The sequence below is a fragment of the Mesorhizobium sp. M0244 genome (genome assembly GCF_040321795.1).
GTDB lineage: Bacteria > Pseudomonadota > Alphaproteobacteria > Rhizobiales > Rhizobiaceae > Mesorhizobium.
The window spans coordinates 1-26,232 of the sequence record NZ_JAMYSE010000029.1 but is presented as its reverse complement, the minus strand read 5'-3'; the positions used below and the strand labels follow the sequence as shown (position 1 = coordinate 26,232).

Genomic DNA, 26,232 nt, shown 5'->3' with positions numbered 1-26,232 from the left:
AGTTTAGCGCCTTTTTGATGCTGGTCGCGGTGTTCGCAGCCTTTCAGCTCTACACCGGGTTTTTCCTGTCCTATGCGAACACTCGGCTTTTGCTGACGATCCTTCCCGAGCTGGGCATCGTGGTGCTTGGCGTAACGATCTTGATGATTGCAGGCGAATTCGATCTGTCGGTCGGCTCCGTTTTCGCCCTGGTGCCGATGACCCTGCATGCGCTGACGGCGCGGTATGGCGTTGATCCGTATTTGGCCCTCGTCCTGGTCCTCGGGCTGGCGCTGCTGGTCGGCTATATCAACGGGGCGGTGACGCTGTCACTAGGCATCCCCTCTTTCATCACCACGCTTGGCATGCTGTTCGTTGCCCGTTCCATGTCGATTGTGGCGGTTGGTGGAAACCCCCTTGCGTTGGCAGATTATCCATTCGGCGACGTGCTCGTCGTTAATTTCGGATACATTCGCGCTTCGCTCATCTGGTACGTAGGGCTGGCGGTGGTTCTTGGCGTCTGGCTCCATGCCAGCGATTTCGGCAACTGGATTTTCGCGACCGGTGGCCAAGCCCAAGCGGCGAAGGATCTCGGCATCAACACGCGCCGCGTGAAGATCACCGCTTTCATGCTCTGCTCGCTGCTTGCTGGACTGGCCGGCATCATTCAGATGCTCCGCACCAAGGCTCCGCTGCCTTCGATGGGCACAGGCCTCGAGCTTGAAGTCATCGCTGGTGCGGTGATTGGCGGCACAGCCCTCACTGGCGGCGTTGGCTCGATTATCGGGGCGATCATTGGCGCGATCCTGATCCGATCGATCGACAACGGGCTGGTCATGTCGCGCGTCAATGCCGAGTGGTTCCGAACCGCCCTGGGTGTCCTGATTGTTGTGTCGGTGGTGCTCAACGTCAAAGCAGGGCAATTCTTCAGCAGGAGGCGGTAATGAGCGTCAACGTACTTTCGACGGCCGCCGCGGCTGTCGCCGCTCGCGGCACTCCACTCATCGCCGCGCGCGGCATTTCCAAATGGTACGGTGCCGTCAATGCCCTTAAGCCAACCGACTTTCACGTCGGGCGAAACGAGATTGTTGGCCTGGTTGGAGACAACGGTGCCGGCAAATCGACCCTTATCAAGATCTTAGCGGGCGCACACAAGCCTACCGAGGGTCATATTGAGGTCGACGGTAAGCCCGTTGTCTTGAACTCGACCCGGGATGCCATGCGACTCGGGATCGAGACCATCTATCAATACAACGCGATGATTCCGCAGATGAGCATTGCGCGGAACATCTTTATCGGCCGTGAGCCAATCCGTTTCAGCCTTGGCCCATTGCGGATCATGGATTTCGACCGGATGAGCCGGGAGGCGATGAAATCCGTTGAAACGCTGGATCTTGGCCTGCGTGACGCTGATACCCCGGTGAGCGACCTCTCAGGTGGCCAGCGGCAGGCTGTGGTTATCGCCCGAGCGATGCACTTCAAGTCCAAGGTGCTGATCCTGGACGAGCCGACCAACCACCTGTCAGTCAAGGAGACCAACAAGGTTCTGGACCAGACCGCCCGCCTTAAGGAGCAAAATATCTCGGCCGTGTTCATTTCGCACAACATGCATCACGTGCATGCCATGTCGGACCGCATCGTCGCGATGGCGCGCGGCCATAAGATTGCTGAGATGGCCAAAGACGAGGTCACGGTCGAAGACCTGCATCGGATCCTCGGCGAGAGCTGAGCAGTTAGGGTACGGCGGAAGCGCCGCACCCTCAGATATTTCTCGCATATTCGGGAGAAGAGTGGTGAAGCGTCCATCGGTCTACGATCTGCTGCAGCAAAAGGGCACGCGCAAGTTCCTCGAAATGCATATCGACGACGAACTCGAGGCAGCGGCCGCGGAAGAGGCTGGCATCGACATCTTCACCTGTGAGGTCGGCGACATGCTGTCCCGGATCAGGGCTGCAGCACCGGGGGTATTCATCCAGGCGGGTTCGGTTCAGGGGTCGATCTGCGGTCCTTCCGACGGAATCCGAGAGGGTTTTAAGGCCTTGGAGATGGGGGCGGACGCGGTCTATTTCGCTGGCAGCCTGCCAATCGTCGAAGCCATGGCCAAGGAAGGAATCCCTGTGACGGGCCACATCGGGTTGGTGCCCCGTTGGTCGACATGGACAAATTATCGGGCGATCGGCAAGACGCCGGAGGAGGCGGCAGCCGTTTACCACAAGATGAAGGCGCTTGAGAGCGCCGGGGCCTGGGCTGTGGAGGTCGAGGTCGTGCCGGTCAAGCTTGCCGATTTCCTGACGCGCAACACCCATATGATCACCGAGGGCATGGGCTGTGGCGACGTCTGCGATACCCAATACCTCTTTTCGTCGGATGTCCTAGGCACCAACAAAGGCCACTATCCTCGTCACTCAAAAAAATACGCGGACATTCCGGCCGCACTCGAAGCGGTCCAGCGACTGCGCGTGGATGCGTTCAGGGCGTTCGCGGATGACGTGGCTCAACTTCGGTATCCTGAGCGCAAGCACGAAGTGGATATCGACGATACGAGCTTCGCGCAGTTCCAGGAGCTAATAGGCGAGTAAGCTGTGCCCCAGCTTTCACAGAGGCTTATGCCGCCCGAATGCCCCGTTAGGGCTACCAGTCAACCGGTAGAGCAGGGGAGACCTCGATGGCGTGCCGATCTGAAGGTAGCGATTGGCAGACGTGACATTGTATATCCTCCGGCCCACCATACTCAAAAATATCAAAAGGAACATCAAAGGCTTATTCGAAGGCCTGACGGGCGAATTCATTTTTCTCGGCTAAGCTCCCGGCCTTCGAAAGAAAACATTTTGGGCCTTTGCGCTACAAATCTCCTTCTCATCGGAGACACACGTCGCCACCTAATACAGGAATTCTGGTGTCAAAAGGTCGCTCAGCGATTCTTGCACGAACCACCCGCTAACTGATTGTTTTTGTCGAAAAGTCGACGTCGCTCCGGGCCTACCATTATCGTTATTTTTCAATAACTTGGAGGTGTTTAATGGCTCGGTTAGCCAAACCAAAACTGGCTAACCTCCGTGGATCCCATTGAATTCATTGATTTATGATGGGCCCCGATGGAGCAACCGATCCACTCGCTGGCAAGTCACCAAATTGTGAAATCGAGCGAATGTCGGCATCGGTGGTTTCTGTAATCGAGCATTTTTCATCAATCACTATTTCATGCTGTCCTGCCACGGGGCTCTGGCTTCTGTATCTGTTGCGGGGGCATCGGTGATTATCGCCACAGCCCACAAAGCGGCGAGAATTTGATGGTGTCGGGCGCCACCTTTGGCTGTGCGTGCCTGCAGGTTTGCGCCTGTCGGGCCAAGGGTTGGTATGGGGGCGATGTTCGCGCGCCTTTGCCTCGCGGTATCGTTCGTGTCACGGAATCCACCAATGTCGCCGCCGCAAAGCATCGTAGCCATACCAAACGTCACGGTAGATGCTTGATAGCGCAATGACGGTACATCAGATTGCTCTATGGCAACCGAACTACCATTACAGAAGATGGATCAGGTATTTATTCTTCGCAGTGTCGCTGTTGCTTTGCACTGCGGCCACGGCAGAGCAGGCCTCTCGGCAACGGGCAGAAAGCTGCCCGACTAACCAATTGATAGATGACAAAGAAATCTGGGGGAAATTCGCCTCCAATGACGAGGCGACAGAATTTGCCAGACGTAAATTCCTGGCCCTTGGCGCGGAAGGGTTCACAAAGTGGCTATCGTGTCAGAGTTTTGATGTACGCGTTAGTCCAGGCCTCGGCGCGACAACGAATATTCATGCAACTTTCATACCGCGCCGCGGAGATGAAGGTCTTTGGGTTCCTAGGGGGTTTACTACTGGCTTATGCCGCCAGCGTATCACTACATCGAAGTACATATCGAAAATGGACGATTGATAGACATTACTACGACCGCCATCAGCGAATAGAGGGTAAAAATGCCGATCCCGAAGATCAGTAAGATGTACCTCTCGGTCACTCAGATATCGGGGTTACCGGTAGATTTTTTTGGGCATTCGCAAATTATCGCACAGGGCTCTGCGTGTCATTTTTATGAAACAGAGGTACAGCCGTCGAATGGATTTTTTAGCGACTCGCGTGTGTACATGGACGGGATTAGGGAATTTGGATCATCAACCAACCCGATGATCTTGCACGATGCGGCCGTCGACAAACGCCCCTGGGCAAGTGCTCCAACCTGGCCAATGCGGCTGGATCGAATGCGCCGCCGTCCGGTGGCGCTGTCAGCAACAGAATTCCGTCAGCCTCGCAGAGCAGCGGAGAAATCTGCGTCGCCGTTGCCGGTACTCTTGCTCAATCGATAGCGTCATGGCGTTTAATCACCAGCGCTGATGCACGTAGGGCTTGATGTCCTGGTCGTAGATATCCCGGATCTTGCCCATGATGTCGGCGGACAAGGGCGCAAGATTTGCGGCTTCGGCATTGGAGCGGGCCTGCGCCGGATTGCGCGCGCCTGGGATGACCACCGTGACCGCGTCGAACATCAGGATCCAGCGCAGGGCAAATTTTGCCATCGTCGTGTCGCCCGAAACAAGCGGCCGGATGCGCTCGACCGCCGCCAGCCCGACTTCATAGGGCACGCCGGAGAAGGTCTCGCCAACGTCGAAGGCCTCGCCTTTGCGGTTGAATTTGCGGTGGTCATTGTCCTCGAATGTGGTGTCGGCCTTGAATTTGCCTGACAGCAGCCCGCTCGCCAGCGGCACGCGGGCGATGATCGCCACATCGTTCTTCTTGGCCAGGTCGAAGAACAATTCCGAGGGCCGCTGCCGGAAGGCGTTGAAGATGATCTGCACGCTGACGACGCCGGGATATTCCATCGCCTTCAGCGCCTCTTCGACGCGCTCGACGCTGACGCCGTAGTTGCGGATCTTGCCTTGCTCGACGAGACGGTCGAGCCGCTCGAACACTTCCGGGTGGTAGTAGAGGTCGGTCGGCGGGCAATGCAGCTGCACCAGATCGAGCGTATCGGCCTCGAGATATTTCAGGCTGCGATCGATCCAGTCGGTCAGGTTCTTCTGGCTGAAACCCTCGACAGTCTGCGCCGGCAGACGTTTTCCGGCCTTGGTGGCGATGAACGGCCGCTCGCCGCCGCGCTCCTTCATCACCCTTGCAATAAGTTTTTCGGAATGGCCGTCACCATAGACGTCGGCGGTATCGATGAAGGTGACGCCGGCATCGAGTGCAGCATACAGGGCGGCCACGGCATCGTCGTCATTGACCTCGCCCCAGGCAGCGCCGATCGCCCATGAGCCAAAGCCGATCTCGCTGACGTCGCGGCCGGTGCGGCCGAATTTCCGTGACTGCATGTCCTGTTCCTCGCTCCGGCCCGTGTGCCGATTCGCATCCTGCCCGCGGCACTTAATCAAAATCATGACGCGATTGACATCCGCGGCCGTTGGATTTACCAGATAACAGTGTTGTATGACAACCCGGTAAGACTGCAATGATTTGGAGTCGGGAGGATCTCAAGTTGAAAACCGTTCTGAAAACAGGCGTGTCGGCAGCATTCTGCCTTGGCGCGCTTGCGCATCCCACGTTCGCCGATGACGCGGACAACATCGTCAAGATCGGCGTCGTCGCGGCGGAATCAGGCTCGTTCGTCTCCGCCGGTCACACCTTGCCGGCGGGCGTCGGGCTTGCCGTGAAGCAGATCAACGACGCCGGCGGCATCAAGGTCGGCGGCAAGGTCTACAAGCTGGAAATGGTCAAACGCGACGATCGCACCGACATTGCGACCGCCATTGCGGCGACCCAAGAACTGGTGCGTGATGTGAAGGTCAAGGCGATCTTCGGATCGGAGACCCATGATTTCACGCTAGCGATGGCCAAGATCACGCAGCCGGCGAAGGTGATCCATTTCGCTGGCAATTCGACGCTGGCGAAAATCCTCAACCCGGACTCGGTCAAGTCGAGCGGTGAGGATCACTATCTCTTCCAGTCCGAGCCGCAGGAATTCCAGCGGTCCGGATCGACGGCGCGCGGCGTGCTCACGCTGCTCGAGCCGCTGCTCGGCTACAAGCCGAAGAAGTCGGTCATGATCGTCGGCAATGACGCGACCGGCCAGTTCCTGTCGTCCTACTATTTCAAGGCGCTCAAGGCGGAAGGGCAGGACGTTCCCGACATCATATTCTACCCACCGGACACGACCGATTTCTCGCCTTTCCTGACCCGCGCCAAGAGCCTTAATCCGGATATCATCCACTTTTGGTACAATGGGGATTCAACGCTGACCGCGTTGCCGCAGGCGCTCGAACTGGGTGCTGCCAAGAGCTACTTCCTGTTCGGTGTCGACCCCGGCATCTGGAAGGAGAAGGCGCTTTCGGCCGATGTGCCGGTGGCAATGAGCTGCGTGCCCGTCTGCTGGGGCGAGTCGTCCAACCCGAAAGCCAAGGCCTATTTCGACGCCTATTTCGCGGCCGGCGCTCCGCACGGCGTGACCTCGTCGGTGTCGCTGCTCTACCACGACTATGTCCACTTCCTGGCCGAGGCGTGGGAGAAGGCCGGCAGCTTCGACCCGGACAAGACGGTCGAAGCATTGCTGTCGATCCACCACCAAGGCGTGGTCTCGGATGATTTGACGTTCAACCCGACGCATCAGGTCACCCACGCCACCGAGGTCTGCGCCGCGGCCCCCGGCGGCGACATTTCCTGCTCCATGCAGCAGCCGCCGGCGGACGCGCCGAAGAGCTGAGCTCCTGGACCCACGTTTGTGTTGGCGGCGCCGGTCGCGTCGCCAACACCCCGTCCAGCACAAGGCCGGATCGCCGGCCGCCACGTCAACAGCGGATGCATGCCGTGGACATTTTCATACAGCAGATCCTCAACGGGCTTTCGATCGCCAGCGTCATCACGCTGATCGCCGTTGGCGTGACGCTGATCTTCGGGCTGACCGGCATCATCAACTTCGCCCATGGCGAATTCCTGATGATCGGCGGCATCGTCACCTGGCTGGCCGTCAGCGCCGGCCTCGGCTTCCCACTGGCGGCCGTGCTGGCGATACTGGCGGTCGGGCTCATGGGCTTTGTGCTCGAGCGCGGCATTTTCCGCTTCACGCTGGAGCGGCCGACCAATGGCTTCATCGTCTCGCTCGGCCTCATCGTCGTTCTGCAGCATGTCGTCGTGCTATTCTGGAACCCCAACCAGAAGAGCATCCCGCGCCCGCTGACCACTGTCTGGGAAGTCGGCGGCGTGCGGATCGCTTCCGTTCGCGTCATGGTCATCCTGATCACCATCGCCGTCGTGGCGCTGAGCTTCAGGATGATCACGGCAAGCCGCTACGGCCGGGCGCTGCGGGCAAGCGTCGAGGACCGTGATACCGCGGCTTTGATGGGCATTCCGGTGCGCCGTTACATCACCGGCGTTTTCGTGCTCGGCAGCGCGCTGGCCGGGCTTGGCGGTGCGCTGCTCATCGCGCTGTTTCCGATCACGCCTTTCACCGGCGGCACCATGGTCATGAAGGGTTTTGCCGTCGCGCTGATCGGCGGGCTCGGCAACATCTACGGCGCCGTCGCCGCCGGTCTTATCCTCGGCATCGTCGAAGGCTTCAGCGCCGGCTACGGCTTCTCGCAATGGACCGATGCCTACTCCTTCGTCCTCATGATCCTTGTGCTTCTCTTCCGTCCGCACGGCCTTTTCGGCGGCACCAGCGGACCCAGGATGGCCTCATGATTGCAAGCAGACAGCCAAACGGCTCCGCAATTTCCGCCTTGCGGTCCCTGCTGCCGGTGCTGACGGTCCTTGTGCTGATCGCCCTGGTGCCGCTGCTTTCGCCCAGCAATCGCTTCCTGTCACTGGCGATCTCGGCCGGCATCAACGTCATTGCGCTCTACGGGCTTTCGGCGCTGTTCGGCCAAACCGGCATCCTGTCGATGGGCCATGCGGCACTTGTCGGCGTCGGTGCCTATACGGCGGGGATCCTGGCGCGTGACTTTGGCATCGGCTTCTGGCTGGCCCTGCCGGCGGCAGCGCTGGCGAGCGCCCTGTTCGCGATGATCGTCGGCATTCCGTCGCTACGGGTCGGCGGCCATCATTTCGTCATCATGACTTTCGCCTTCGGTCAGCTGCTGGCCATCGTGCTCACCAATGGCGGCGACTATACAGGCGCCGCGACCGGCCTCGACCTGGTTGGTCCGGTCACCCTGTTCGGCGCCGATATGAGCGACCTGACGCGCTACTACCTGATGGTGGTGGCTTTCGTGGCAGCGGCGGCGGTGGCAAGCTGGGCGATCATCAATTCGCCCTATGGCCGCACGCTGCGCGCCATCAGGGAGAACGAGAAACTTGCCGCCTCGCTCGGCATCAATGTCGGCCGGCACAAGATCGGCGCCTTTGTCGTCAGCGGCATCTTCGCCGGGATCTCCGGCGTGCTGCTCGCCCATTTCCTCGGCCACATCTCGCCGACCCAGTTCGCCTCATTCCCCAGCATCTACCTGGCGCTGATGGTGATGATCGGCGGTGCCCGGCTGATCGCAGGTCCGCTCGCAGGCGGCATTCTTGTCGCCTTCCTGCCCGAGGTGCTCAATCTCGATCCGGTGCAGTCGCGCATCGTCTACGGCGTCTGCCTGATCGCCGTCATCCTGCTTCTTCCGGAGGGGTTGATCGCTGGCGTCGGGCAGGCCTTTCGCAGGCTGTTGGCAAGCGAGCGGCCGAAGCAGGAACGGGAAGAGCTCGACACGGCCAGCACCACGCCTTCGGAGGCGCGGCGATGAGCCCGATCCTCGAAATCCGCGGGTTGAGCAAACGGTTCGGTGGCGTCACCGCATTGTCAGGCGTCGATCTCGCCATCGAGGAAGGCGAAATCCTCGGTGTTGTCGGCCCGAACGGTTCGGGGAAGACGACCCTTTTCAACGTCGTTACCGGCGTCCACAAGCCCGGCGGCGGCAGCGTGTCGTTTCGGGGGCGAGACATCACCGGTCTGGCGCCGCATGCCATATCGCGGACAGGCATCAGCTACACGTTCCAGCAGGCAATGGTCTTTGCCGGCCTCGGCGTGCTGGAGAATGTGCAGATCGCCGGCGAGCATGTGCGAGCCGGAGCAAACGCCAACACCCCTTGGCCGACGCCGCAGGCGCTGCTCGATTTCGTCGGCCTGACGGCGCTCGCGGGCGAGAAGGCCGGCGTGCTGCCGTTCGGCAGCCTGCGCCTGCTCGGCCTTGCGCTAGCACTGGCGACCCAGCCGGCGCTGCTGCTGCTCGACGAGCCCGCCGCCGGTCTCAACGGTCGGGAAACAGCCGCCCTTGTCGGGCTGGTCCGCCAGCTTCCCAGCCATGGCATCACCGTGTGCGTCATCGACCACGACATGAAGCTGATGCAGATGCTGTGCCGGCGCCTCGCCGTGCTCGACTTTGGCTCCAAGATCGCCGACGGGCCGACTGGTGCGGTGCTCGCCGATCCCAAGGTCCTGGAAGTTTATCTGGGAGGCGACCTGTGAGCCTGCTCGCCGTTTCAGAGATCGTCACCGGCTATGGCCCGACGATCGTCAACCGAAACGTCTCGCTGACCCTGGCCAAAGGCGAGATCGTCACCATCCTCGGCCCCAACGGCGCCGGCAAGTCGACGCTACTCAAGGCGATCGCCGGGCTGGTCCGGCCGCGTGCCGGAAGCGTCATTTTCGATGGCGCGGACGTGACCGGGCTTTCCGCCGATATCATGGCCAGGCGTGGCGTCGTGCTGGTGCCGGAGGGGAGAAAAATCTTCGTCGACATGACGGTCGAGGAAAATCTTCGTCTCGGCGCCTACTCGCGCCGCGACGATGACGCCGTCGAGGCCGATTTCGCGACCATGCTGGCATTCTTCCCGATCCTCGCCACCAAGCGGTGCGACAAGGGCGGCTCGCTGAGCGGCGGCCAGCAGCAGATGCTGGCGATCGCGCGCGGCCTGATGGCGCGACCGCGCGTGCTTTTGCTCGACGAACCGTCGCTCGGCCTGTCGCCACTGCTGGTCAAGGAGATCAAGGCCATCATTCTCGGCATCGGCGAGCGCTTCGGTGCCTCGGTGCTGCTGGTCGAGCAGAATGCCGGTCTCGCGCTGTCGGTCGCCTCGCGCGGCTATCTCATGCAGAACGGCCGCATCGTCGTCTCAGGCGCAATCGCCGAATTACGCGACATGTCGCTGATGCGGGAACTCTACCTCGGCGGTGTGGCGGGAGCCACAGCATGAGCAAGCTCTCAGTCGTGGCTTGCCCTGTCGCGCAACTCCTCGAAGCGGGCATAGCTTTTGGTCAGGTGGCTGCGCATGGCGCGCCGCGCCGCGTTGACATCCCTGGCCTCTATTGCCGCGAGAATGGCCCGATGCTCGCGCTGCATGCGGGCCAGGTATTTTTCCCGTTCGGGAACCGTCATGCGATCGAGCCTGGTCCATTGGCGCGGGATCATGGCGCTGCCGAATGTGTCGAACAGCCGGGTGAAATTGGCGTTGCGCGTCGCCGCGAGGATGGCACGATGGAAGCCGAAATCCTCTTCCGAACCCGATCCGCCGGCACGCACCGCCGCCTCCAGCGCATCCAGCCGCGCGCTCATCTGCTCGAGCGCCGTGTCGCTGCGCCGTTCGGCGGCGAGGCCGGTCGCTTCCACCTCGATGCCCATGCGCAGTTCCAGCACGCGCAGCACCTCGTCGATCGATTCGAGATCGTCCGGCAGGATCGAAAAGGTCCTGGGCAGCGGATCCTTGGCGACGAAAGCGCCGAGGCCCTGGCGCGTGGTGATCAGCCCGCGGGCGCGCAGTGCCGCCAGCGCCTCGCGCACCACGGTGCGGCTGACGCCGGTGGCAGCGACGATCTCCTGCTCGGTCGGCAGCCTTTGGCCCGGCGCCAGGTCGCCGGATTCGATCTGCGCGATCAGCGTGTTGACGAGCCCGGTCCGCAGATTGGGCGCTTGCGGTATGGCGTCGAAAAGCATGGTCTCATTTTCCGCCATTGCGGCAGGCAGCCCCCGATCCGATTCGCTGGCAAAGGATTGCATCGACGGATGCTCACTGCAAGGTGACGAAATGCGGACCTGCAGGCGCAGGACCTTGGTTGGAGGACTGCATGAAGGAACGCGTAGGTTTCATCGGGTTGGGCAGCATGGGCGCCGGCATGGCCGCCAATCTGCTCGAAAAGGGCTGGCCGCTGACGGTCTGGGTGCATCGCAGCCGCGATGCCGCCGACCGGCTGCTGGCCGCCGGTGGCATCGAGGCGGCGAGCCCATGCAAGCTCGCCGCCGCCTCCGACATCATCATCCTTTGCGTTACCGGCTCGCGTGAGGTCGAAATGCTGATCAAGGGGCCCGATGGGTTGGCCGCCGCTGCGGACGAACAAGCTGCCGCTGGCAAACAGCTGCTGATCATCGATTGCTCGACCTCCAACCCGTCATCGACGACGGCACTGGCGGCCGAACTCGCCACTCAGGGCCTGACGCTGATCGATGCGCCGCTGGCGCGTACCCCCAAGGAAGCCACCGAAGGTAAGCTTGACGTCATGGTTGGCGGTCCGGCCGAGGCCGTCGCCCGGGCGCGGCCGGTGCTCGAAGCCTTCGCCGCGCGCATCGTGCATACCGGGCCGACCGGCAGCGGCCACACCATGAAACTGCTTAACAATTTTGTCTCGATGGGCTATTCAGCGATCTATTCGGAAGCGCTGACGCTCGGCGCGAAAGCCGGGCTGAAGCCGCAGGTCTTCAACAGCGTCATCTCGGGCAGCCGCATGGATTGCGGCTTCTACCAGGCCTTCTTCGACTTCGTCCTGAACCGCAACGAGAATGCTCAGCGGTTTGCCATCGTCAATGCGCTGAAGGACATGACCTATCTCGCTTCATTCGCGCAAGCCGCCGGCGTCGCCAACCCGATCGGCGCGGCGGTGCGCAACGGCTTCGCCATCGCTGTCGCCACCGGCCATGGCGAGAAATTCGTGCCGGCGCTGTCCGATATTGTTGCGGGCCTCAACGGCGTCTCGCTTGTTGAGCGGCCAACGACGTGACGGGGGCCGGGCCGATAGGGCCGGGCGCCACTGTTATCCAGCGGCTTGCTTGCGGATAGCCTTCCTCAGTCTTGTGTGCCGCAGCGCTGGGGCTGCCTCTGCAACGGGGTCACCGTCGTGCAGCCCGACGCGCAGGGCAGCACCCGCCAGGTGGTCGCGCATGGCCGTTTGCGCCGCCTCCACATCGCCGGCGCGGATGGCGGCGAAGATGCGCTCGTGCTCGCCGAGCGTAATGCGGGCCATGTCGTCGGACTTCTGCTGGTTGCCGGCGGCCAGGATGCTTTCGCGCACGCGTTCGGAGACGAAAACCAGGAACTGGCCCATGTAGCTGTTGCGCGTCGCCTCGGCGACAGTGCGGTGGAACTCGAGGTCACTGCGCAGCCAGGCAACGCTGCCGTAAGGTGCCGCACGCATTCCGGCCAGTGCTTCGCCCATCGCCGCGAGATCCGCATCGGTACGCCGCCTGGCGGCGAGTGCCGCGGCCTGCACTTCGAGGATGCCGCGCAGTTCGAACAGGCTGCGGAAGGAATCGGCCCGCTGCAGCGCCTCGTAGTCGATGGTCAGCACCGTCGGGTTGTTGCTCTCCACCACGAAGGCGCCGCGTCCCTGCTGCGACCAGATGCGGCCTTCCGAGCGCAGCCGTGCGATCGCCTCGCGCACCACGTTGCGGCTGACCCCGAATGTGGTCGCGAGGGCCTGCTCGGTCGGCAGCTGGTCGCCGGGCTTCAGGCGTCCCTGCGCGATCTCGCGCGAGATCGAGCTCGCGACCAGAGTCGAGAGATGCGGACCACGATTGACCTTGTCGAGCTTCAGCGCCATCGCTCACCTATAGTCGAGGGAGGATTTGGACGCCAGGATGCGCCCGTTGCTCAAGATGCGGCGTTGGTCGAACGCGTCCTTGATGCCTGCCGCAAGGTCGAGCGCCACGGGATCGATGCGTTCGAGGAACGCCTTCTGCTTGACCCGGCCGATGCCGTGCTCGGCGCTGATCGACCCGCCATAGCGGTCGACAATGGCAAAGATCTGCGCTTCCGTCTCTTCGAACAGGTGCTCGATCGCTTCCGGTGCCATGCCTTCCGGCGGCACCACGTTGAGATGGATATTGCCGTCGCCGACATGGCCGTAGGTGACGGCGAGCGCGTCCGGGCGGGTCCGCTCCAGCGCCGCCAGCGCGTCAGCGACGAAATCAGCGAGCCTGGAAATCGGCACCGAGACGTCGGTGCGCAGATAGCGGCCGCCGCGTCCCTGGCGCTCGACCATGATCTCTCGGTAGAGCCAAAGTCGTTCAGCCTGGGCCCTCGTCGATGCCACGACGCCGTCCTCGACCAGATTCTCGACGCCGCCGAGAAAACCCAAAAGCATGGAGGAAAGGTCGATCAGCCCGCCGGCGGAAACCTCGATCAGCACATAGACCGGGTATGCCTTGGTCAGCGGATCGGGAAAATCCGCGCGCTCGCGCATGGTGATCTCGATGCCGCGGCGCAGGATCAATTCGAAGGCGGTGAGCAGGTCGCTGCAGTCGCGCCGCGCCCGCGCATAGAGCGCCATGGCGTCCTCGACAGAGCGCAGCCCGACCAACGCCGTCTCGATTTGCGTCGGCTTGGGAAACAGCTTCAGCGCCGCCGCGGTGACGATGCCGAGCGTGCCCTCTGAGCCGATGAAGACCTGCTTCAAATCATAGCCGCGATTGTCCTTGCGCAGCACCTTCAGCCCGTTCCACACGCGGCCGTCGGCCAGAACCACCTCCAGCCCAAGCACGAGGTCGCGGGTCATGCCGTAGCGCAGCACGTTGAAACCGCCGGCATTGGTGGCGACGTTGCCGCCGATGCGGCAGCTTCCCTGCGCCCCGAAGGTGATCGGGAGCAGGCAGTCGTTCTCGTCGGCGGCGCGCTTGGCGTCCTCGAGAATGCAGCCGGCCTCGACCACCATGGCGAAATCGATCGGGCTGACGGAGCGGATCTTGTTCAGGCGCTCCAGCGAGATCACCACTTCACCGCTTTCTGCGGCCACCGCCGCGCCGACGAGGCCGGTCAAACCGCCCTGCGGCACCACCGGAATACGCTCCTCGTGGCAGCGCCGCATCAGCGCCGACATCTCCTCGACCGAAGCTGGACGCGCTACCGCCAGCGGGCGGCCGAAATGGTCGCCCGACCAGTCGCGGCTATAGCGCGCCAGATCGTCCTCGGCGGTCAGCAGCCCGCCATTCGGCAGCACGCCGGCCAGCGTGGCGATCAGCGATGCGGAGGTGGGCTGCACGGCATTCATGATCTGGCTCAGCGATCCCTCGGAAAACGACTGGACAACCATCGTACTTGTCGTGTTATCATACAACCCTGATTAAGAACATCAAGCGAGGTTGTATGACCGCCAACCGTTTGATGCGGATAATCAGACACACAAATCGCTGTATTCGGAGGACTTTCCCCATGAGCGACGCCGCAGGCCGCTTCCGCTATATGCACACCATGATCAGGGTTCTCGACCTGGACAAGTCGATTGCCTTCTACACCGAGGTTCTCGGCATGACATTGCTGCGCCGGGACGACTATTCTGGCGGCAAGTTCACCAATGCCTTTGTCGGCTATGGGCCGGAGGACAAGGAGGCCGTTGTCGAACTGACGCTGAACTGGGGGCGCGAGGAGCCCTATGAGATCGGCACCGGCTTCGGCCATCTCGCACTTGGGGTCAACGACATCTACGCCGTCTGCGCCGAACTGGAGAACCGGGGCGCCAAGATCCCGCGCAAGCCCGGACCGATGCAGCACGGCACGACCCATATCGCTTTCGTCGAGGACCCGGACGGCTACAAGATCGAGCTGATCGGCCTCGACACGATGCAGTGACCTGATCAGGCGGGGCCGCATCGAGCTTTTGATGCGACCCCGTCCGGTCCGCGCTTGCTTGGGAGGCGGTGCGGAAAGCTCTGTCACTTGATGACCGCGATCTTGCTGCGGTCGATGGTGATGGCGACGGCGGCGATGAGCACCGCGCCGAACACCATGTTTTCAAGGAAGATGTTGACGCCGACGAAAGTCATGCCGATGCGCACGATCGAGATGATCAGCGCGCCGACCGCCGTGCGGGCAACCCCTCCCAGCCCGCCGGTGATGGCCGTGCCGCCGACGATGACGGCGGCAATCGCCGGCAGCAGCAGCTGATTAGCGAGAACCGGCGAACCGCTCGACAGTCTAGCTGCCAGCACCACGCCGGCGATGGCGGCCAGCATTCCGGACGCCGCGAAGGCGATGATCTTGGTGCGGTCGACATTGATGCCGGCGGCCCAGGCGGCCGGCTCGCCGGCGCCGACGGCGATCGCCTGGCGGCCGGAGCGCGTGTAGCGCAGCGCGAGAAAGCCGGCGATGCCGATCACCGCGGAGATCAGCACCACCACCGGAACCCCGGCGACTGTCGCATTGATCCAGGCGGTGTTTTCGCGCCCCGCTTCCTCGATGGTGATGGCGCGGCCGTCGGAAACCCAAAGCGCAATGCCGGTAACAACGCCGCCCGTGGCCAGCGTCGCCACGAAAGACGGCACGCGCAGCTTGACATGGACGATGCCGCTCAACATCCCGAAGGCGAGACCGGACAGGATCGCCACCGGAAACGCGGCCAGCCCGAGCGACGGCAGCGACTGCGCCAGGATCACGCTTGCCAGCGAAGCGACCGCCTGGATCGACAGGTCGATGCCACCGAGCAGGATGGCGAAGGTGACGCCGGTCGCCAGGATGAACAGCACGGCCGTGTTGGCGAACAAAAGCGCCACGGTTTCGCCGGTGAGAAAGCCGGGCGCGGCGATCTCGATGATCAAAAGCAGCGCGACAAGCAGGACCAGCGGAATGGCGCCTTGCGTCCACTTGCCTTCGAAGATGCGCCTCAGCGAAAAAGCTTCATTCATCGGCTCACACCATGGCTCGCAAAAGATCGACCTGGTTCGGCTTGTTTCCCGGGCTGGCATCAAAGCGCGCGGTGATCTCGCCGTCGCGCATCACCAGCACCTGATGCGACAGGCCGATCGTCTCCTCCAGAGTGTCGGAGATCAAAAGGATCGCCACGCCCCGCTCGCAGAGATCACGAACCAGTTCATAGACCTCTTCCTTGGCGCCGACATCAAGCCCCCTTGTCGGATGGTCGAGCACGAGGATGCGCGAGCCCGCCGTCATCCAGCGCGCCAGCACCACCTTCTGCTGGTTGCCGCCGCTGAGCTTGCGGCAGGCGGCGTCCGGGCCGGGCGCCTTGATGCGCAGCCGCTTGATCCAGTCGGCGGCGAGCCGGCGCTCTTTGCCATAGTCGATCGCGCCATGGCGCATGACGCTCGACAGGTCGGCCAGCGAGATGTTCTCGGCGATCGACAGGAACATGACGAGACCTTCGAGCCGCCGCTCGCGCGGCACATAGCCTATGCCCTTGCGCACGGCCGGCTCCGGTGAGCCGAAATGCACCGCGTCACCGGCGATCTTCATTTCGCCTGCGCTGTGCTGAAGGAACCCGCCGACCGTGCGGGTGACTTCCTCGCGGCCAGAACCGACGACACCGGCGATGCCGACGATCTCGCCGGCCCTGATCCTGAGGTCCACGCCATGGTAGGCGCCGGCGACGCCGAGCCCCCTGGTTTCGACCATCGTCTCTTTGCGCGGCGCCTGCTGGCGGGCCTCGCGATAGTATTCGGCCTGCAGCCCCCGCCCGACCATGATCTCGTGCAGCTGCGGCGCGGTGACATCGGCCGTGCGGTGTTCGGCGACCACCGCGCCGTCTTTCATGGTGTAGACGCGGTCGGAGATCGCCAGCACCTCGTCGAGACGGTGCGAGACGAAAACGAAGCTGGCGCGGGATTTGAGCGAACGGACGCGCGCGAACAGCACCTCGATGTCGGCGGCATTGAGCACCGAAGTCGGTTCGTCAAGCAGGATCAGCAGCGGCCGCTCGACCATTTCCTCCAGCGTCAGCGCCTTGGCCAGTTCGACCATCTGGCGCGCGGCGAAAGTGAGTTCGGAGGTGCGTGCGGTGACATCGATGTCGATGCCGATCTTGCCGAGCTGGCGGCGTGCCGCTGCATTCAAGCCGCGCCAGTTGACGATGCCGAAGCGCGTAAAACGGTCTTCCTGACCGAGATAGATGTTTTCGGCGACCGTCAAATTGAGCACCAGCGACTGTTCCTGGAACACCATGCCGATGCCATGCCGTGCCGCGTCGCGCGGATTGCGCATGCGAAGCTGCTCGCCGTCGAGGGTCAGGCTGCCGCCGTCCGGCCGGTAGCTGCCGGCCAGCACCCGCATCAGCGTCGACTTGCCGGCGCCGTTCTCGCCGATCAGCCCGACCACCTCGTTCGGCCTGACCTCGATGCTGACATCGCGCAAGGCATGCACGCCGGGAAATGTCTTGGTGATGCCGGCAGCGCACAGCATGGCGCTCACTTCACTATTCTGAGGCGAACGCGGTCGAGCGACAGCGCCACCGCGGCGATAATCATCAGGCCCTGCACCGTCTGCTGGATATAGGGCGAGATGCCGAGCAGGATCATGCCGTTGGCAAGCACGGTGACGATGAGCACGCCGATCAGCGTGTTGACGACGCCGCCTTCGCCACCGGTCAGCGCCGTGCCGCCGACGACGACCGCGGTGACCGCGGCAAACAACCTGCCGTCGCCGATGACGGCATGCGACTGGCCGAGCTGGGCCGCGGCAAGGACGCCAGCGATGCCGAAGAAGAAACCGGCCAGTGCGAAAGCGGTGATGCGCACACGCACCACATTGACGCCGGAGAGCTTGGCGACATCCTCGTCGCCGCCGATGGCCAGGATGTGGCGCCCGAGCCTGGTGTGATACTGGATCACCGTGGCGAGCAGGAACGCCCCGGTGGCGACCCACACCGCCAGCGGCAGGCCAAGGAAGCGGGTCAATGCCAGGTCGCGGATCGTGGCGTCGTTGAGCCGGATCGCCGAGCCGCCGAGCATATAGACCGACAGGCCAAGGCCGATGAACCACATGCCCAGCGTGGCCATGAAGGAAGGGATGCGCAGCATGGTCTGGACGAGGCCGCTGACAAAACCCATGGCGGTACCGGCGATCACCGCGGCCAGCACCCCCCACCAGCCATAGTCGTTGCCATTGCTGTCATTGGCGGCGAGCAGCACGACCACCATCGCTGCCACCGACAGCGTGCCCTCGACGGAAAGGTCGATGCTGCCCATCAGAATGATGAAGGTCAGGCCCATCGCCAGCGTCAGCGGCACGGCGGCGGAGTTGGCGAGGCGCACCAGATTGCGCAATTCGATGAAATTGGGATTGGCAATGGCGATCAGCACGCACAGCACGATCAGCACCGCGAGCGGCGCCAGGCTGCGCCAGCGCCTGCCGCCGAACAGGCCGGCGATGCGGGCGGGGATCAGTGTCATAAGCGTCGTCCGCTCAATGTCCGAAACGGACTTCAGGGGTTCTGTATTGATTGTCAAGAAACCGCTTCCCGTCTGCGTCATGACAGTCGCCGATGCGGATGCAATGCACGACGCCTGCAAAGGGGAGCGGGCCGCCAGGGAGTTAGCAGGCCCGCTCGGGTGGTCAGGTACGGATGGCCCCGGTCACCCGACCCCACAGATCGTTCCAGTCGATCTCAGGCTTCGCGTCGACATTGGTCTTGTAATACTCCTCGACATTGTCGTGCGAAATCAGCACCGCCTTGCCGTAGAATTCGCGGTGCTCCGGCGGTTCTTTGGTCGGATCGAACTTGCCGATCTTGGCATTGTAGCCGATGGCCAGTCCCATGCCGCCCTGCCAGAACGGATCCGAGGTGACGGTGCAGGCGAACTCGCCGGTGCGCACCGCATCGACCGCCGTCTTGATGCCGTCGACACCGACGATCGGCACCTTGCCGGCAAGGTTCTCGGCGCGCAGCGCTTCGAGTGCACCGGAGCCCATGTCGTCATTGGCGGCCCAGATGCCCTTGATGTCGTCGCCGAAGCGGGTGAGCAGATTGCCCATCAGGTCGAAGGCCTCGGTCGATTTCCAATTGGCGACCTGGAAGTCGAGCAGCTTGATGTCGGGATTGGCGGCGAGCGCCGCGTCGAGGCCCTTCTTGCGCTCGATCGCCGCCGTGGTCGAGATCAGCCCGCCAAGCGCGACGATGCCGCCCTTGCCGCCGATCGTCTTGAACAGGATCTCGGCGATGGTCTTGCCGCTTGAGATGCCGTCGAACTCGATGTGGGAGACGTAGTTCGGGTTGAAGTCCTTCGGGTGCAGGTCCGGCGGCTTGTTCCACTGCGTCACGACATAGGCGCCGGCCTTGGCGCAGGCTTCGACGATCGGGCGCGCGTCCGGCGTATCGTTGGGATCGGAATTGAGCACCATGTTGCCGCCGGTCTTGGCGAGCATGGCCTTGATGTCGGCGATGCCCTTCTCGCTGTTGCCTTCCGAAACCAGCGTGACGTGCTCGAGCCCGGCCCATTTGGCATAGGCCTCGGCGCCGGTCTTCCACACCGCATGGTAGGGGTTGGATAGCGAGCGGATCGATGTCACCAGCGTCGGCTTTTCCTGCGCGCGCAGCACCCTTGGCATGGCAAGTGCCGCCACTCCGGCCGTCGCGCCCAGCATCAGTGTCCGGCGGCTGACTGTGCCGGAAAGCGTCAAACTCTTCCTGTCCTTCATTACCAAACCTCCCAGTTGAATTCTGTTTCCCGCCCGGCGGCATGCGCGGGCAGCGCGGCCGAGCCTCCGATAGAAGGGTCGTCAAGTTCCTCCACTTGTACGACAACCCTTCAACACGATAACCATACCCTTTCTCTTGACGCGACACAAGCGACTTGAGATCGTCGCGCACATGAAAGCCGGGTGCTGATTTTCGGCCATGGCAAGGGAGGCGGAATGCCGGATTACATCATTGTCGGTGGCGGCTCTGCGGGCTGCATTCTCGCCGCCAGGCTGAGCGAGGATCCCGACCTGTCTGTCGCCCTGCTCGAGGCCGGGCCGCCTGACACCGATCGCTACATCCACATGCCGGTCGGCTTCTTCAAGATGACATCCGGGCCGCTGATCTGGGGCTACGACACGGCGCCCGGCAAGGCGATCGACGGCCGCACCATGGTCTATCCGCAGGCGCGCGTGCTCGGCGGCGGTTCCTCGATCAATGCGCAGGTGTTCACTCGCGGCTGCCCTGAGGACTACGACGGCTGGGCGGCTGACGATGGCTGTACGGGGTGGAGCTATGCCGACGTGCTGCCGTATTTCCGGCGCTCCGAAGGCAATGACACTTTCGCCGGATCGCAGCATGGCACGGAAGGGCCGCTCGGCGTTTCCAGCGGCGCGCCGCATCCGCTGACGCGTGTCTTCGTCAAGGCCGCGCAACAGGCCGGTCTTCCATTCAGAGCCGATTTCAACGCCGGCGAGCAGGAAGGCGCCGGCTTCTATCAGACGACGACGCGCAACGGCCGCCGTAGCAGCACCGCGGTCGCCTATCTCAAGCCCGCGATGGGTCGCGAAAACCTGACGCTGCGCACCAACGTCACGGTCAGCCGTATCGTCGTCGAGAACGGCCGCGCCATCGGTGTCGAGATCATCGTCAACGGCCGCCCCGAACTGCTGCGCGCGGAGCGCGAGGTGATCGTCACCGCTGGCGCCATTGGCTCGCCCAAACTGCTGATGCTGTCCGGCATCGGCCCCGCTGCCCATCTCGGGGAGCACGGCATCAAGGTGGTCCACGATTTGGGCGGCGTCGGTGAGAATCTGCACGATCACATGGATGTCGACGTCGTCGCCGAACTGAACGGACCGCACGGCATCGACCGCTACAAGAAGAAGCGCTGGCAGGCCGTGGCCGGCCTCGAATATGCGCTGTTCGGCAAGGGGCCGGTGGCTTCGAACATTGTCGAAGCCGGCGCCTTCTGGTGGGGCGACCGCACCGAGAAAACCCCCGACATCCAGTTTCATTTCCTGCCCGGCGCCGGCGTCGAGGAAGGCATCGGCTCGGTCCCAGGCGGCAATGGTTGCACGCTGAATTCCTATCATGTGCGGCCTCGTTCGCGCGGCAGCGTCACGCTGCGGTCGGCTGATCTGCGCGAGCCGCCGGTCATCGATCCGAACCCCTTCGCCGAGCGCTACGACCTCGACCGCGCCATCGACGGCATCGAGATCAGCCGCGAGATCCTGTCGCAACCGGCCTTCGCCAAATACATCAGCCGCGAGCATCTTCCGGGTGCAGCAACGAAGGGGCGCGCAGGACTGGAAGCCTTCGCGCGCGAGCACGGTCGCAGCGCCTACCACCCGGTCGGCACCTGCCGGATGGGCGGCGGTATGGACAGCGTCGTCGACCCCGAACTTCGCGTGCACGGCTTGCAGGGTCTGCGCGTTTGCGACAGTTCGGTAATGCCAAGCATCGTGTCGTCGAACACCAATGCCGCCGTCATCATGATCGCCGAGAAGGCTGCCGACCTGATCGCCGGGCGGAAGCTGCCGGCGTAAGTCGATCACTCCTCGGGGAACATGGAGCGCGGCGGAAAGTCGGAGCGGCTGTAGTCGACAACGATGAACTTGCCGCCCTGGTAACGCTCCACCACCGGGTTGTCCGTCACCTTGCCACGGACGCGCTCGGCCTGACTGTCGGAACTGTCGAGCGGCGCCCAGCCGAGCTTCTTGCGGGCATCGTTTCGCCAGAAGCCGCGGCTGTTGTCGGACTGACCCCAGATGACGGAGCAATCGACATGCTCTGCCGCGGCACAACGCTCGATCAGGCGCACGAAATCGTCGTGCGATATCCAGGTCGACAGGATCCGTTCGTCCGGCACCTCAGGCAGCACCGAGCCGATGCGGATCAGCACGCTTTCCACCGCGTGCTTGTCGAAGTAGAGCCGCGCCAGCATCTCGCCATAGGCCTTCGACAGACCGTAATAGCCGTCCGGACGCAGCAGGCAATCCTGGTCGAGGATCTCCGTCCGCTCGTAGAGGCCAACCGCATGCACGGAGGAAGGAAATGCGACCCGCGCTTTCTCTTTGCGCGCGGCTTCGTAAATGTGAAAGCTACCGCGCAGATTGGGACCGAGCACCGTCTCGAAGGATTGTTCGGTGGAGACGCCACCGAAATGCAGGATCAAGCCGCATCCCTTGGCGAGTTCATTCACCGCGCCTTGGTTCTCAAGATCGACGACATCGAATGTCGCGTCTTGCGGAAGCGCGATCGGCAAGGGCACGACATCGGTCAGGCGCAGCGTCCAGCCGAGAGCGGCGAGCCTGCTTGCCAGCAGGCGCCCGATCGTACCTGATGCTCCGGTCAACAGCACCGGTCTGTCGGAAAGAGCCAATCCTTGTCCTTTCGCGCTCAAGAGATCATCGTGAGCCATGCTCCGTTCCAGCCGGGCCATGGCAATCGCTGGCAATCAGCGTCGTGAATTTCATCATATCACCCTATAAATAAGCGGTTGCGAAGAACGGCGGTTCGTTTATTGCTTGGTGGTGATGAAACGTTCCTTTGGCCTTCCCCCTCAGATCAGCCGCACGGCGCAAGTCGCGGATTGGTTTGCCCGCGAGATACACGCCGGCCATCTGATCAGCGGCGAGAAACTGCCGACCGAGCAGGAACTGATTTCGCAGTTCGGGGTCAGCCGCACGGTCATACGCGAAGCGATGGCCTCGCTGCGCTCTGAAGGGCTGGTGGTCAGCCGTCAGGGGTCTGGTGTGTTCGTCGCCGACCAACAGGCCAACACCACGTTCCGCATTGTGTCCGACGAGCTTCACTCGCTGACGGAAGTCCAGAACGTGCTGCAGCTGCGGCTCGCCGTGGAACTGGAAGCGGCGGGCATCGCCGCCGAGAAGCGCAGCGACGACGACCTTGCCCGCATGCGCGATTGCCTTGACGCCATCGATCAATCGATCGCGGCGGGCGACAGCGCGATCGAGCCGGACTTTGCCTTTCACCGGGCGATCGCATCGGCGACCGGCAATCCCTATTTCGAGCGGTTCATGCATTTTCTCGGACCCGTCGTCATCCCGCGGCAGTCGATCCGTCCGCGATCGGAAACGCCGGAGCAGCGGCGGCTTTATCTCGAGCAAGTGCAGATGGAGCACCGGCGCATCTACCAGGCCATCGAGCGGCAAAACGTCGAGGCCGCCCGCTTTACCTTGCGCGAACATCTCGAGGCCGGCCGGGAGCGTTATCGCCGCATGGTCGACGCCAGATCGTAGCACGGCCTCAAACCCGATCGCCGATCGATCCCAATGTCACACCAGCTCTCCGACCGGCAGTCGGCAGGACTGCATGAGCGCCGAAAGCTGCCGCTCCTCATCCGCGGTCAGGTCGAGAAGCGGCGACCTGACCGGGCCACAGTCGATCCCGGCAATGCGCGCGCCCGCCTTGACGATCGAGACGGCATAGCCGGCGCGACGGTTGCGGATGGCGAGGTAGGGCAGGAAGAAGCTGCGGATGAGATCGCCGACTTCAGACATGCGCCCAGCACGCAAGGCGTCGAAGAAGCGCAGCGCCATCTCGGGCGCGAAATTGTAGATCGCCGACGAATAGGTGGTCATGCCGATGGCGGCGGCGGCACTGGCATGGACCTCGGCCGTCGGCATGCCGCCGATGAAGATCAGGCGGTCGGCCATGCGGTAGCGCAATGCGGTCAAAAGCTCGATGTCGCCGACGCCGTCCTTAAGTCCGATCAGGTTCGGGCACTCGTCGGCGAGCTGGTCGAGGGTCTCAGGCGTCAGGATCGCGTTGTCCCTGTTGTAGGCGATCACGCCGATGCCGACCGAACGGCAGATCGCCTTCAGGTGGCGGCGCAGGCCATCCTGCTCGGACTTGACCAGATAGGGTGGCAGCACCAGCAGCCCATCGGCACCATTGGCCTCGGCTGCCCTGGCAAACTCGACCGCCATATGGGTGCCGTAGCCGACACCGGCGAGCAGCGGCAGATGGTCGGGAACTTCGTCCGATGCCGCCCGCACGACGCGCTTGTAGTCATCGAGCGTCAGCGAGAAAAATTCGCCGGTGCCGCCGGCCGCGAACAGTCCGGCCGCACCTGCCGCACCTTGTTTTGCGACATGGGCGCGATAGCCCGCTTCGTTGAAGGCGCCGGCATCGTCAAAAAAGGTGAGGGGAAAGGACAGCAACCCGCGGCCGAGGGATCTGGTCAGTTCAGTAGGTGAGAATGTCAAAACGAATACTCCGTGTATGGGGCCGGCAAATTGGGTTGGAGGGTCGGGCCGGCAAGGTTTTTGCGGCCGTCATAGGATGCCTGGCCGGATTTCGGCTGCCGCGGCGTCGATCGCCTTGCTGCCCAGTCCCGACTTGACGATGCGGATCAGTTCTTCCTCGCTCGTCTCGGATGTCGAGGCGTCCAGCGCGACCTCGCCCGAATGCAGGAAGTTGATGCGGTCGCAGACTTCAAAAATCTGGTTGTAGTTGTGAACGATCAGGATGACCGAGACCTGGCGCTGCTGGCGCAGGTTCTGGATCAGCCCCAGAACATGCGCGCTCTCGCGCACGCCGAGTGCTGCAAGCGGTTCGTCCAGGACCAGGATCTTCGGCGACGAATAGATCGAGCGGGCAACGGCGATGCATTGGCGCTGTCCGCCCGACAGAAGGTCGACGGTGCTGTTGACGCTGAGGATCGAGATGCCGAGCGTGTCGAGGTAGAGCTGCGCCTGTTCGCGCATCTTCTTGTTGTCGAGCAGGTTCAGCCCAAGGATGCGCTTGTGGTATTCGCGGCCCAGGAACATGTTGTGGAAGACGCTGAGATCGCCGACCAGCGCCAGGTCCTGGTAGACGGTTTCGATGCCTTGGGCGCGCGCGTCGCGCGGCGACGCGAAACGCACTTCCTTGCCTTGCGAGACGATCGTTCCGGTATCCGGCTGATGGAAGCCGGACAGGATCTTGATCAGCGTCGACTTGCCGGCGCCATTGTCGCCGACCAGCGCCAGAACCTCGCCCTGGCGCAATTTGATCGAGACGTCGACCAGCGCGGTGACGGCGCCGAAGCTTTTCGAAATGTGCGACATTTCGAGGATGACCGGCGCGTCGGGCACCAGCGGCGGAATGGCCTGCGCGTTCATAGGCGCCTCCTCGTGCGCAGCCGGTCGACCTGGATGCTGAGCACCATGGCGGCTATGATTGCGGCACCCAGATAGATGTCGGAAACGGTGGCCTGGGCGCCGATCATCACCAGGCCGTTGTTGAGCGAGGCGACCACGAAGGCGCCGATCAAGGCGCCGATGACGGTGCCGGAGCCACCCATCAGCGACGTTCCGCCGATGACCGCCGCCGCGATGGCCTGCAAGGTGAGAAACGGGCTGCCGGCTTGCGGGTCGGCGGAGGTGAATTGGGCGGTGTTGATGATGCCGGCAAAGGCCGCGCAGCCGCCGGCGATCATGAAATTGTAGATCTTCATCCGGTCGGTGCGCACGCCGATCTCGCGGGCGCCGATGATGTTGCTGCCGGTGGCGATCGTGTGCAAACCGAAGGTGGTCCGGTTGAGCACCAGCGCCAGCACCAGCACGATCAGCACCGTCCACAGGAACGGCGTGAAGGCGGTCACGCCGTGCAACGACAACAGACCATCCGAAGGCTGGTAGAGGCTCTGGCCGAAGATCGCGTTGAACGGCTGTTCGACCGGCGCCACGATCGGCTGGCTGTTGTAGATCGAAACGACGATGCCTTGCAGGAAGAACAGCATGCCAACCGTGGTGATCAGCGACGGCACCTTGAAGCGTACGGTGATGATGCCGTTGATGGCGCCAACCAGCACGCCGATCAAAACGCCAATGAGCGCACCGACGGCAAGCGGCACGCCCCATGTGACCGACAACAGCGCCATGACATAGGGCGCGATCGAAAAGATGGCGCTCAGCGACAGGTCGATCTCGCCGGTGATCATCAGCATCACTTCGGCGGCGGCGATCAGGCCGAGGCGGCCGGTGTCGCGCAGCACCACGCTCATGAATTGCGGCGACAGGAATCCGCCGTCGCTGCCGACCTGGAAATAGATCACCAGAATGATGGCGACGACGGCGATGCTGGCTTCGCGATAGCGCGACAGCAGGATGAGCAGTCTCTCCGTCAGCGTATGCGGGATCCTGACGCCAACTGCGTTCTTCCTTGCCGGGCTGAGTTCAATTGACGGCACTTTTGTCTTCCTGATTTCGAATTCTGGGCGAAAGGCGGGTCAAACAGGCGAGCCGACTGCCGGGCCCGGCAGGAGGCGGACCCCAGCTGGCTGCTACCCCCGCCGCCCCCGCAAGGGCCGGGGGGGGTCGTGTGGTGGGGTCAGGTCGGCGCGCCGGGG

At 63.0% G+C, this 26,232-nt stretch carries 25 protein-coding genes; 13 read left to right on the top strand and 12 right to left on the bottom strand.

What is annotated here, in order from left to right:
• The first annotated feature begins 17 nt into the window (after nt 1-17).
• The 4 genes from NKJ08_RS18560 (at nt 18) to NKJ08_RS18545 (ending at nt 4,326) form a co-directional block, all read left to right on the top strand.
• Complete coding sequence (locus NKJ08_RS18560) at nt 18-923, top strand: ABC transporter permease (RefSeq protein WP_502896109.1); 906 nt, start codon at nt 18-20, stop codon at nt 921-923.
• Nucleotides 923-1,708, top strand: a complete 786-nt coding sequence (locus tag NKJ08_RS18555) for an ATP-binding cassette domain-containing protein (protein WP_352527243.1) — start codon at nt 923-925, stop codon at nt 1,706-1,708. The genes NKJ08_RS18560 and NKJ08_RS18555 overlap by 1 nt, the downstream gene beginning before the upstream one ends.
• 64 nt (nt 1,709-1,772) lie before the next feature.
• Nucleotides 1,773-2,558 (top strand): 3-methyl-2-oxobutanoate hydroxymethyltransferase, encoded by a 786-nt coding sequence (locus NKJ08_RS18550; protein ID WP_352527244.1) that lies wholly within the window; start codon nt 1,773-1,775, stop codon nt 2,556-2,558.
• Nucleotides 2,559-3,939: 1,381 nt separating this feature from the next.
• Nucleotides 3,940-4,326 (top strand): hypothetical protein, encoded by a 387-nt coding sequence (locus NKJ08_RS18545; RefSeq protein WP_352782575.1) that lies wholly within the window; start codon nt 3,940-3,942, stop codon nt 4,324-4,326.
• A gap of 15 nt (nt 4,327-4,341) precedes the next feature.
• On the opposite strand, the gene NKJ08_RS18540 is transcribed toward NKJ08_RS18545, so the two are convergent.
• A complete protein-coding gene (locus tag NKJ08_RS18540) occupies nt 4,342-5,328 on the bottom strand; it encodes an aldo/keto reductase (RefSeq protein ID WP_352527245.1) in 987 nt (328 codons plus the stop codon).
• Between the two features lie 164 nt (nt 5,329-5,492).
• Between NKJ08_RS18540 and NKJ08_RS18535 the strand changes: the two genes are divergently transcribed.
• The 5 genes from NKJ08_RS18535 to NKJ08_RS18515 all read left to right on the top strand — a co-directional run bounded on the left by NKJ08_RS18535 (nt 5,493) and on the right by NKJ08_RS18515 (nt 10,180).
• On the top strand, nt 5,493-6,713 hold the full coding sequence (locus NKJ08_RS18535) for an ABC transporter substrate-binding protein (protein WP_352782573.1): 1,221 nt from the start codon (nt 5,493-5,495) through the stop codon (nt 6,711-6,713).
• Nucleotides 6,714-6,808: 95 nt separating this feature from the next.
• On the top strand, nt 6,809-7,690 hold the full coding sequence (locus NKJ08_RS18530; protein WP_352527247.1) for a branched-chain amino acid ABC transporter permease: 882 nt from the start codon (nt 6,809-6,811) through the stop codon (nt 7,688-7,690).
• Nucleotides 7,687-8,730 (top strand): branched-chain amino acid ABC transporter permease, encoded by a 1,044-nt coding sequence (locus NKJ08_RS18525; protein WP_352527248.1) that lies wholly within the window; start codon nt 7,687-7,689, stop codon nt 8,728-8,730. Before NKJ08_RS18530 ends, NKJ08_RS18525 begins: the two co-directional genes overlap by 4 nt.
• Complete coding sequence (locus NKJ08_RS18520) at nt 8,727-9,452, top strand: ABC transporter ATP-binding protein (protein ID WP_352527249.1); 726 nt, start codon at nt 8,727-8,729, stop codon at nt 9,450-9,452. The genes NKJ08_RS18525 and NKJ08_RS18520 overlap by 4 nt, the downstream gene beginning before the upstream one ends.
• Nucleotides 9,449-10,180, top strand: coding sequence for an ABC transporter ATP-binding protein (locus NKJ08_RS18515; protein ID WP_352527250.1), 732 nt, complete (start codon nt 9,449-9,451; stop codon nt 10,178-10,180). The genes NKJ08_RS18520 and NKJ08_RS18515 overlap by 4 nt, the downstream gene beginning before the upstream one ends.
• Before the next feature lie 8 nt (nt 10,181-10,188).
• Here the strand turns inward: NKJ08_RS18515 and NKJ08_RS18510 are convergent, their stop codons facing one another.
• Entirely contained in the window at nt 10,189-10,935 is a 747-nt protein-coding gene (locus tag NKJ08_RS18510) for a FadR/GntR family transcriptional regulator (RefSeq protein WP_352527251.1), read from the bottom strand.
• 113 nt (nt 10,936-11,048) lie between these two features.
• Between NKJ08_RS18510 and NKJ08_RS18505 the strand changes: the two genes are divergently transcribed.
• Complete coding sequence (locus NKJ08_RS18505) at nt 11,049-11,975, top strand: NAD(P)-dependent oxidoreductase (RefSeq protein WP_352782570.1); 927 nt, start codon at nt 11,049-11,051, stop codon at nt 11,973-11,975.
• A gap of 33 nt (nt 11,976-12,008) precedes the next feature.
• Here NKJ08_RS18505 and NKJ08_RS18500 read toward each other — a convergent pair whose 3' ends face one another.
• Both NKJ08_RS18500 and NKJ08_RS18495 read right to left on the bottom strand, forming a co-directional pair.
• Nucleotides 12,009-12,794 (bottom strand): FadR/GntR family transcriptional regulator, encoded by a 786-nt coding sequence (locus NKJ08_RS18500; protein WP_352527253.1) that lies wholly within the window; start codon nt 12,792-12,794, stop codon nt 12,009-12,011.
• Nucleotides 12,795-12,797: 3 nt separating this feature from the next.
• Nucleotides 12,798-14,282: an FAD-binding oxidoreductase gene (locus NKJ08_RS18495; protein WP_352527254.1), complete on the bottom strand. Its 1,485-nt coding sequence runs from the start codon at nt 14,280-14,282 to the stop codon at nt 12,798-12,800.
• Between the two features lie 119 nt (nt 14,283-14,401).
• Between NKJ08_RS18495 and gloA the strand changes: the two genes are divergently transcribed.
• Entirely contained in the window at nt 14,402-14,818 is a 417-nt protein-coding gene (gene gloA, locus NKJ08_RS18490; protein WP_352527255.1) for a lactoylglutathione lyase, read from the top strand.
• Between the two features lie 83 nt (nt 14,819-14,901).
• On the opposite strand, the gene NKJ08_RS18485 is transcribed toward gloA, so the two are convergent.
• From NKJ08_RS18485 to NKJ08_RS18470, 4 genes are all read right to left on the bottom strand, one after another.
• Complete coding sequence (locus NKJ08_RS18485) at nt 14,902-15,870, bottom strand: ABC transporter permease (RefSeq protein ID WP_352782567.1); 969 nt, start codon at nt 15,868-15,870, stop codon at nt 14,902-14,904.
• A gap of 4 nt (nt 15,871-15,874) precedes the next feature.
• Nucleotides 15,875-17,377, bottom strand: a complete 1,503-nt coding sequence (locus tag NKJ08_RS18480) for a sugar ABC transporter ATP-binding protein (RefSeq protein ID WP_352782612.1) — start codon at nt 17,375-17,377, stop codon at nt 15,875-15,877.
• Between the two features lie 5 nt (nt 17,378-17,382).
• On the bottom strand, nt 17,383-18,366 hold the full coding sequence (locus NKJ08_RS18475) for an ABC transporter permease (RefSeq protein WP_352782565.1): 984 nt from the start codon (nt 18,364-18,366) through the stop codon (nt 17,383-17,385).
• Between the two features lie 163 nt (nt 18,367-18,529).
• Nucleotides 18,530-19,612 carry a sugar ABC transporter substrate-binding protein gene (locus NKJ08_RS18470; RefSeq protein WP_352778827.1) on the bottom strand — a complete coding sequence of 361 codons (1,083 nt, stop codon included), beginning with the start codon at nt 19,610-19,612 and terminating at the stop codon, nt 18,530-18,532.
• A gap of 216 nt (nt 19,613-19,828) precedes the next feature.
• On the opposite strand from NKJ08_RS18470, the gene NKJ08_RS18465 reads away from it, so the two are divergent.
• Nucleotides 19,829-21,421, top strand: a complete 1,593-nt coding sequence (locus tag NKJ08_RS18465; RefSeq protein WP_352782563.1) for a GMC family oxidoreductase — start codon at nt 19,829-19,831, stop codon at nt 21,419-21,421.
• Nucleotides 21,422-21,426: 5 nt separating this feature from the next.
• On the opposite strand, the gene NKJ08_RS18460 is transcribed toward NKJ08_RS18465, so the two are convergent.
• Entirely contained in the window at nt 21,427-22,296 is an 870-nt protein-coding gene (locus NKJ08_RS18460; RefSeq protein ID WP_352782561.1) for an NAD-dependent epimerase/dehydratase family protein, read from the bottom strand.
• Between the two features lie 115 nt (nt 22,297-22,411).
• On the opposite strand from NKJ08_RS18460, the gene NKJ08_RS18455 reads away from it, so the two are divergent.
• Nucleotides 22,412-23,137, top strand: a complete 726-nt coding sequence (locus NKJ08_RS18455; protein ID WP_352778823.1) for a FadR/GntR family transcriptional regulator — start codon at nt 22,412-22,414, stop codon at nt 23,135-23,137.
• A 36-nt stretch (nt 23,138-23,173) separates the two neighbouring features.
• Here NKJ08_RS18455 and kdgD read toward each other — a convergent pair whose 3' ends face one another.
• The 3 genes from kdgD to NKJ08_RS18440 form a co-directional block, all read right to left on the bottom strand.
• Nucleotides 23,174-24,106 (bottom strand): 5-dehydro-4-deoxyglucarate dehydratase, encoded by a 933-nt coding sequence (gene kdgD / locus NKJ08_RS18450; protein ID WP_352782559.1) that lies wholly within the window; start codon nt 24,104-24,106, stop codon nt 23,174-23,176.
• 69 nt (nt 24,107-24,175) lie between these two features.
• Nucleotides 24,176-25,003 carry an ATP-binding cassette domain-containing protein gene (locus tag NKJ08_RS18445; protein WP_352782557.1) on the bottom strand — a complete coding sequence of 276 codons (828 nt, stop codon included), beginning with the start codon at nt 25,001-25,003 and terminating at the stop codon, nt 24,176-24,178.
• Nucleotides 25,000-26,073: an ABC transporter permease gene (locus NKJ08_RS18440; protein WP_352527264.1), complete on the bottom strand. Its 1,074-nt coding sequence runs from the start codon at nt 26,071-26,073 to the stop codon at nt 25,000-25,002. Before NKJ08_RS18440 ends, NKJ08_RS18445 begins: the two co-directional genes overlap by 4 nt.
• Between the last annotated feature and the right edge of the window lie 159 nt (nt 26,074-26,232).

Excerpts from the sequence above, each read along its gene's own strand:
- NKJ08_RS18560 (WP_502896109.1), top strand. The coding sequence starts at position 18 with ATGCTGGTCGCGGTGTTCGCAGCCTTTCAGCTCTACACCGGGTTTTTC.
- NKJ08_RS18555 (WP_352527243.1), top strand. The coding sequence starts at position 923 with ATGAGCGTCAACGTACTTTCGACGGCCGCCGCGGCTGTCGCCGCTCGC.
- NKJ08_RS18545 (WP_352782575.1), top strand. The coding sequence starts at position 3,940 with ATGCCGATCCCGAAGATCAGTAAGATGTACCTCTCGGTCACTCAGATA.
- NKJ08_RS18540 (WP_352527245.1), bottom strand. The coding sequence starts at position 5,328 with ATGCAGTCACGGAAATTCGGCCGCACCGGCCGCGACGTCAGCGAGATC.
- NKJ08_RS18530 (WP_352527247.1), top strand. The coding sequence starts at position 6,809 with ATGCATGCCGTGGACATTTTCATACAGCAGATCCTCAACGGGCTTTCG.
- NKJ08_RS18525 (WP_352527248.1), top strand. The coding sequence starts at position 7,687 with ATGATTGCAAGCAGACAGCCAAACGGCTCCGCAATTTCCGCCTTGCGG.
- NKJ08_RS18520 (WP_352527249.1), top strand. The coding sequence starts at position 8,727 with ATGAGCCCGATCCTCGAAATCCGCGGGTTGAGCAAACGGTTCGGTGGC.
- NKJ08_RS18510 (WP_352527251.1), bottom strand. The coding sequence starts at position 10,935 with ATGGCGGAAAATGAGACCATGCTTTTCGACGCCATACCGCAAGCGCCC.
- NKJ08_RS18505 (WP_352782570.1), top strand. The coding sequence starts at position 11,049 with ATGAAGGAACGCGTAGGTTTCATCGGGTTGGGCAGCATGGGCGCCGGC.
- NKJ08_RS18500 (WP_352527253.1), bottom strand. The coding sequence starts at position 12,794 with ATGGCGCTGAAGCTCGACAAGGTCAATCGTGGTCCGCATCTCTCGACT.
- NKJ08_RS18495 (WP_352527254.1), bottom strand. The coding sequence starts at position 14,282 with ATGGTTGTCCAGTCGTTTTCCGAGGGATCGCTGAGCCAGATCATGAAT.
- gloA (WP_352527255.1), top strand. The coding sequence starts at position 14,402 with ATGAGCGACGCCGCAGGCCGCTTCCGCTATATGCACACCATGATCAGG.
- NKJ08_RS18485 (WP_352782567.1), bottom strand. The coding sequence starts at position 15,870 with ATGAATGAAGCTTTTTCGCTGAGGCGCATCTTCGAAGGCAAGTGGACG.
- NKJ08_RS18480 (WP_352782612.1), bottom strand. The coding sequence starts at position 17,377 with ATGCTGTGCGCTGCCGGCATCACCAAGACATTTCCCGGCGTGCATGCC.
- NKJ08_RS18475 (WP_352782565.1), bottom strand. The coding sequence starts at position 18,366 with ATGACACTGATCCCCGCCCGCATCGCCGGCCTGTTCGGCGGCAGGCGC.
- NKJ08_RS18470 (WP_352778827.1), bottom strand. The coding sequence starts at position 19,612 with ATGAAGGACAGGAAGAGTTTGACGCTTTCCGGCACAGTCAGCCGCCGG.
- NKJ08_RS18465 (WP_352782563.1), top strand. The coding sequence starts at position 19,829 with ATGCCGGATTACATCATTGTCGGTGGCGGCTCTGCGGGCTGCATTCTC.
- NKJ08_RS18460 (WP_352782561.1), bottom strand. The coding sequence starts at position 22,296 with ATGGCTCACGATGATCTCTTGAGCGCGAAAGGACAAGGATTGGCTCTT.
- NKJ08_RS18455 (WP_352778823.1), top strand. The coding sequence starts at position 22,412 with ATGAAACGTTCCTTTGGCCTTCCCCCTCAGATCAGCCGCACGGCGCAA.
- NKJ08_RS18445 (WP_352782557.1), bottom strand. The coding sequence starts at position 25,003 with ATGAACGCGCAGGCCATTCCGCCGCTGGTGCCCGACGCGCCGGTCATC.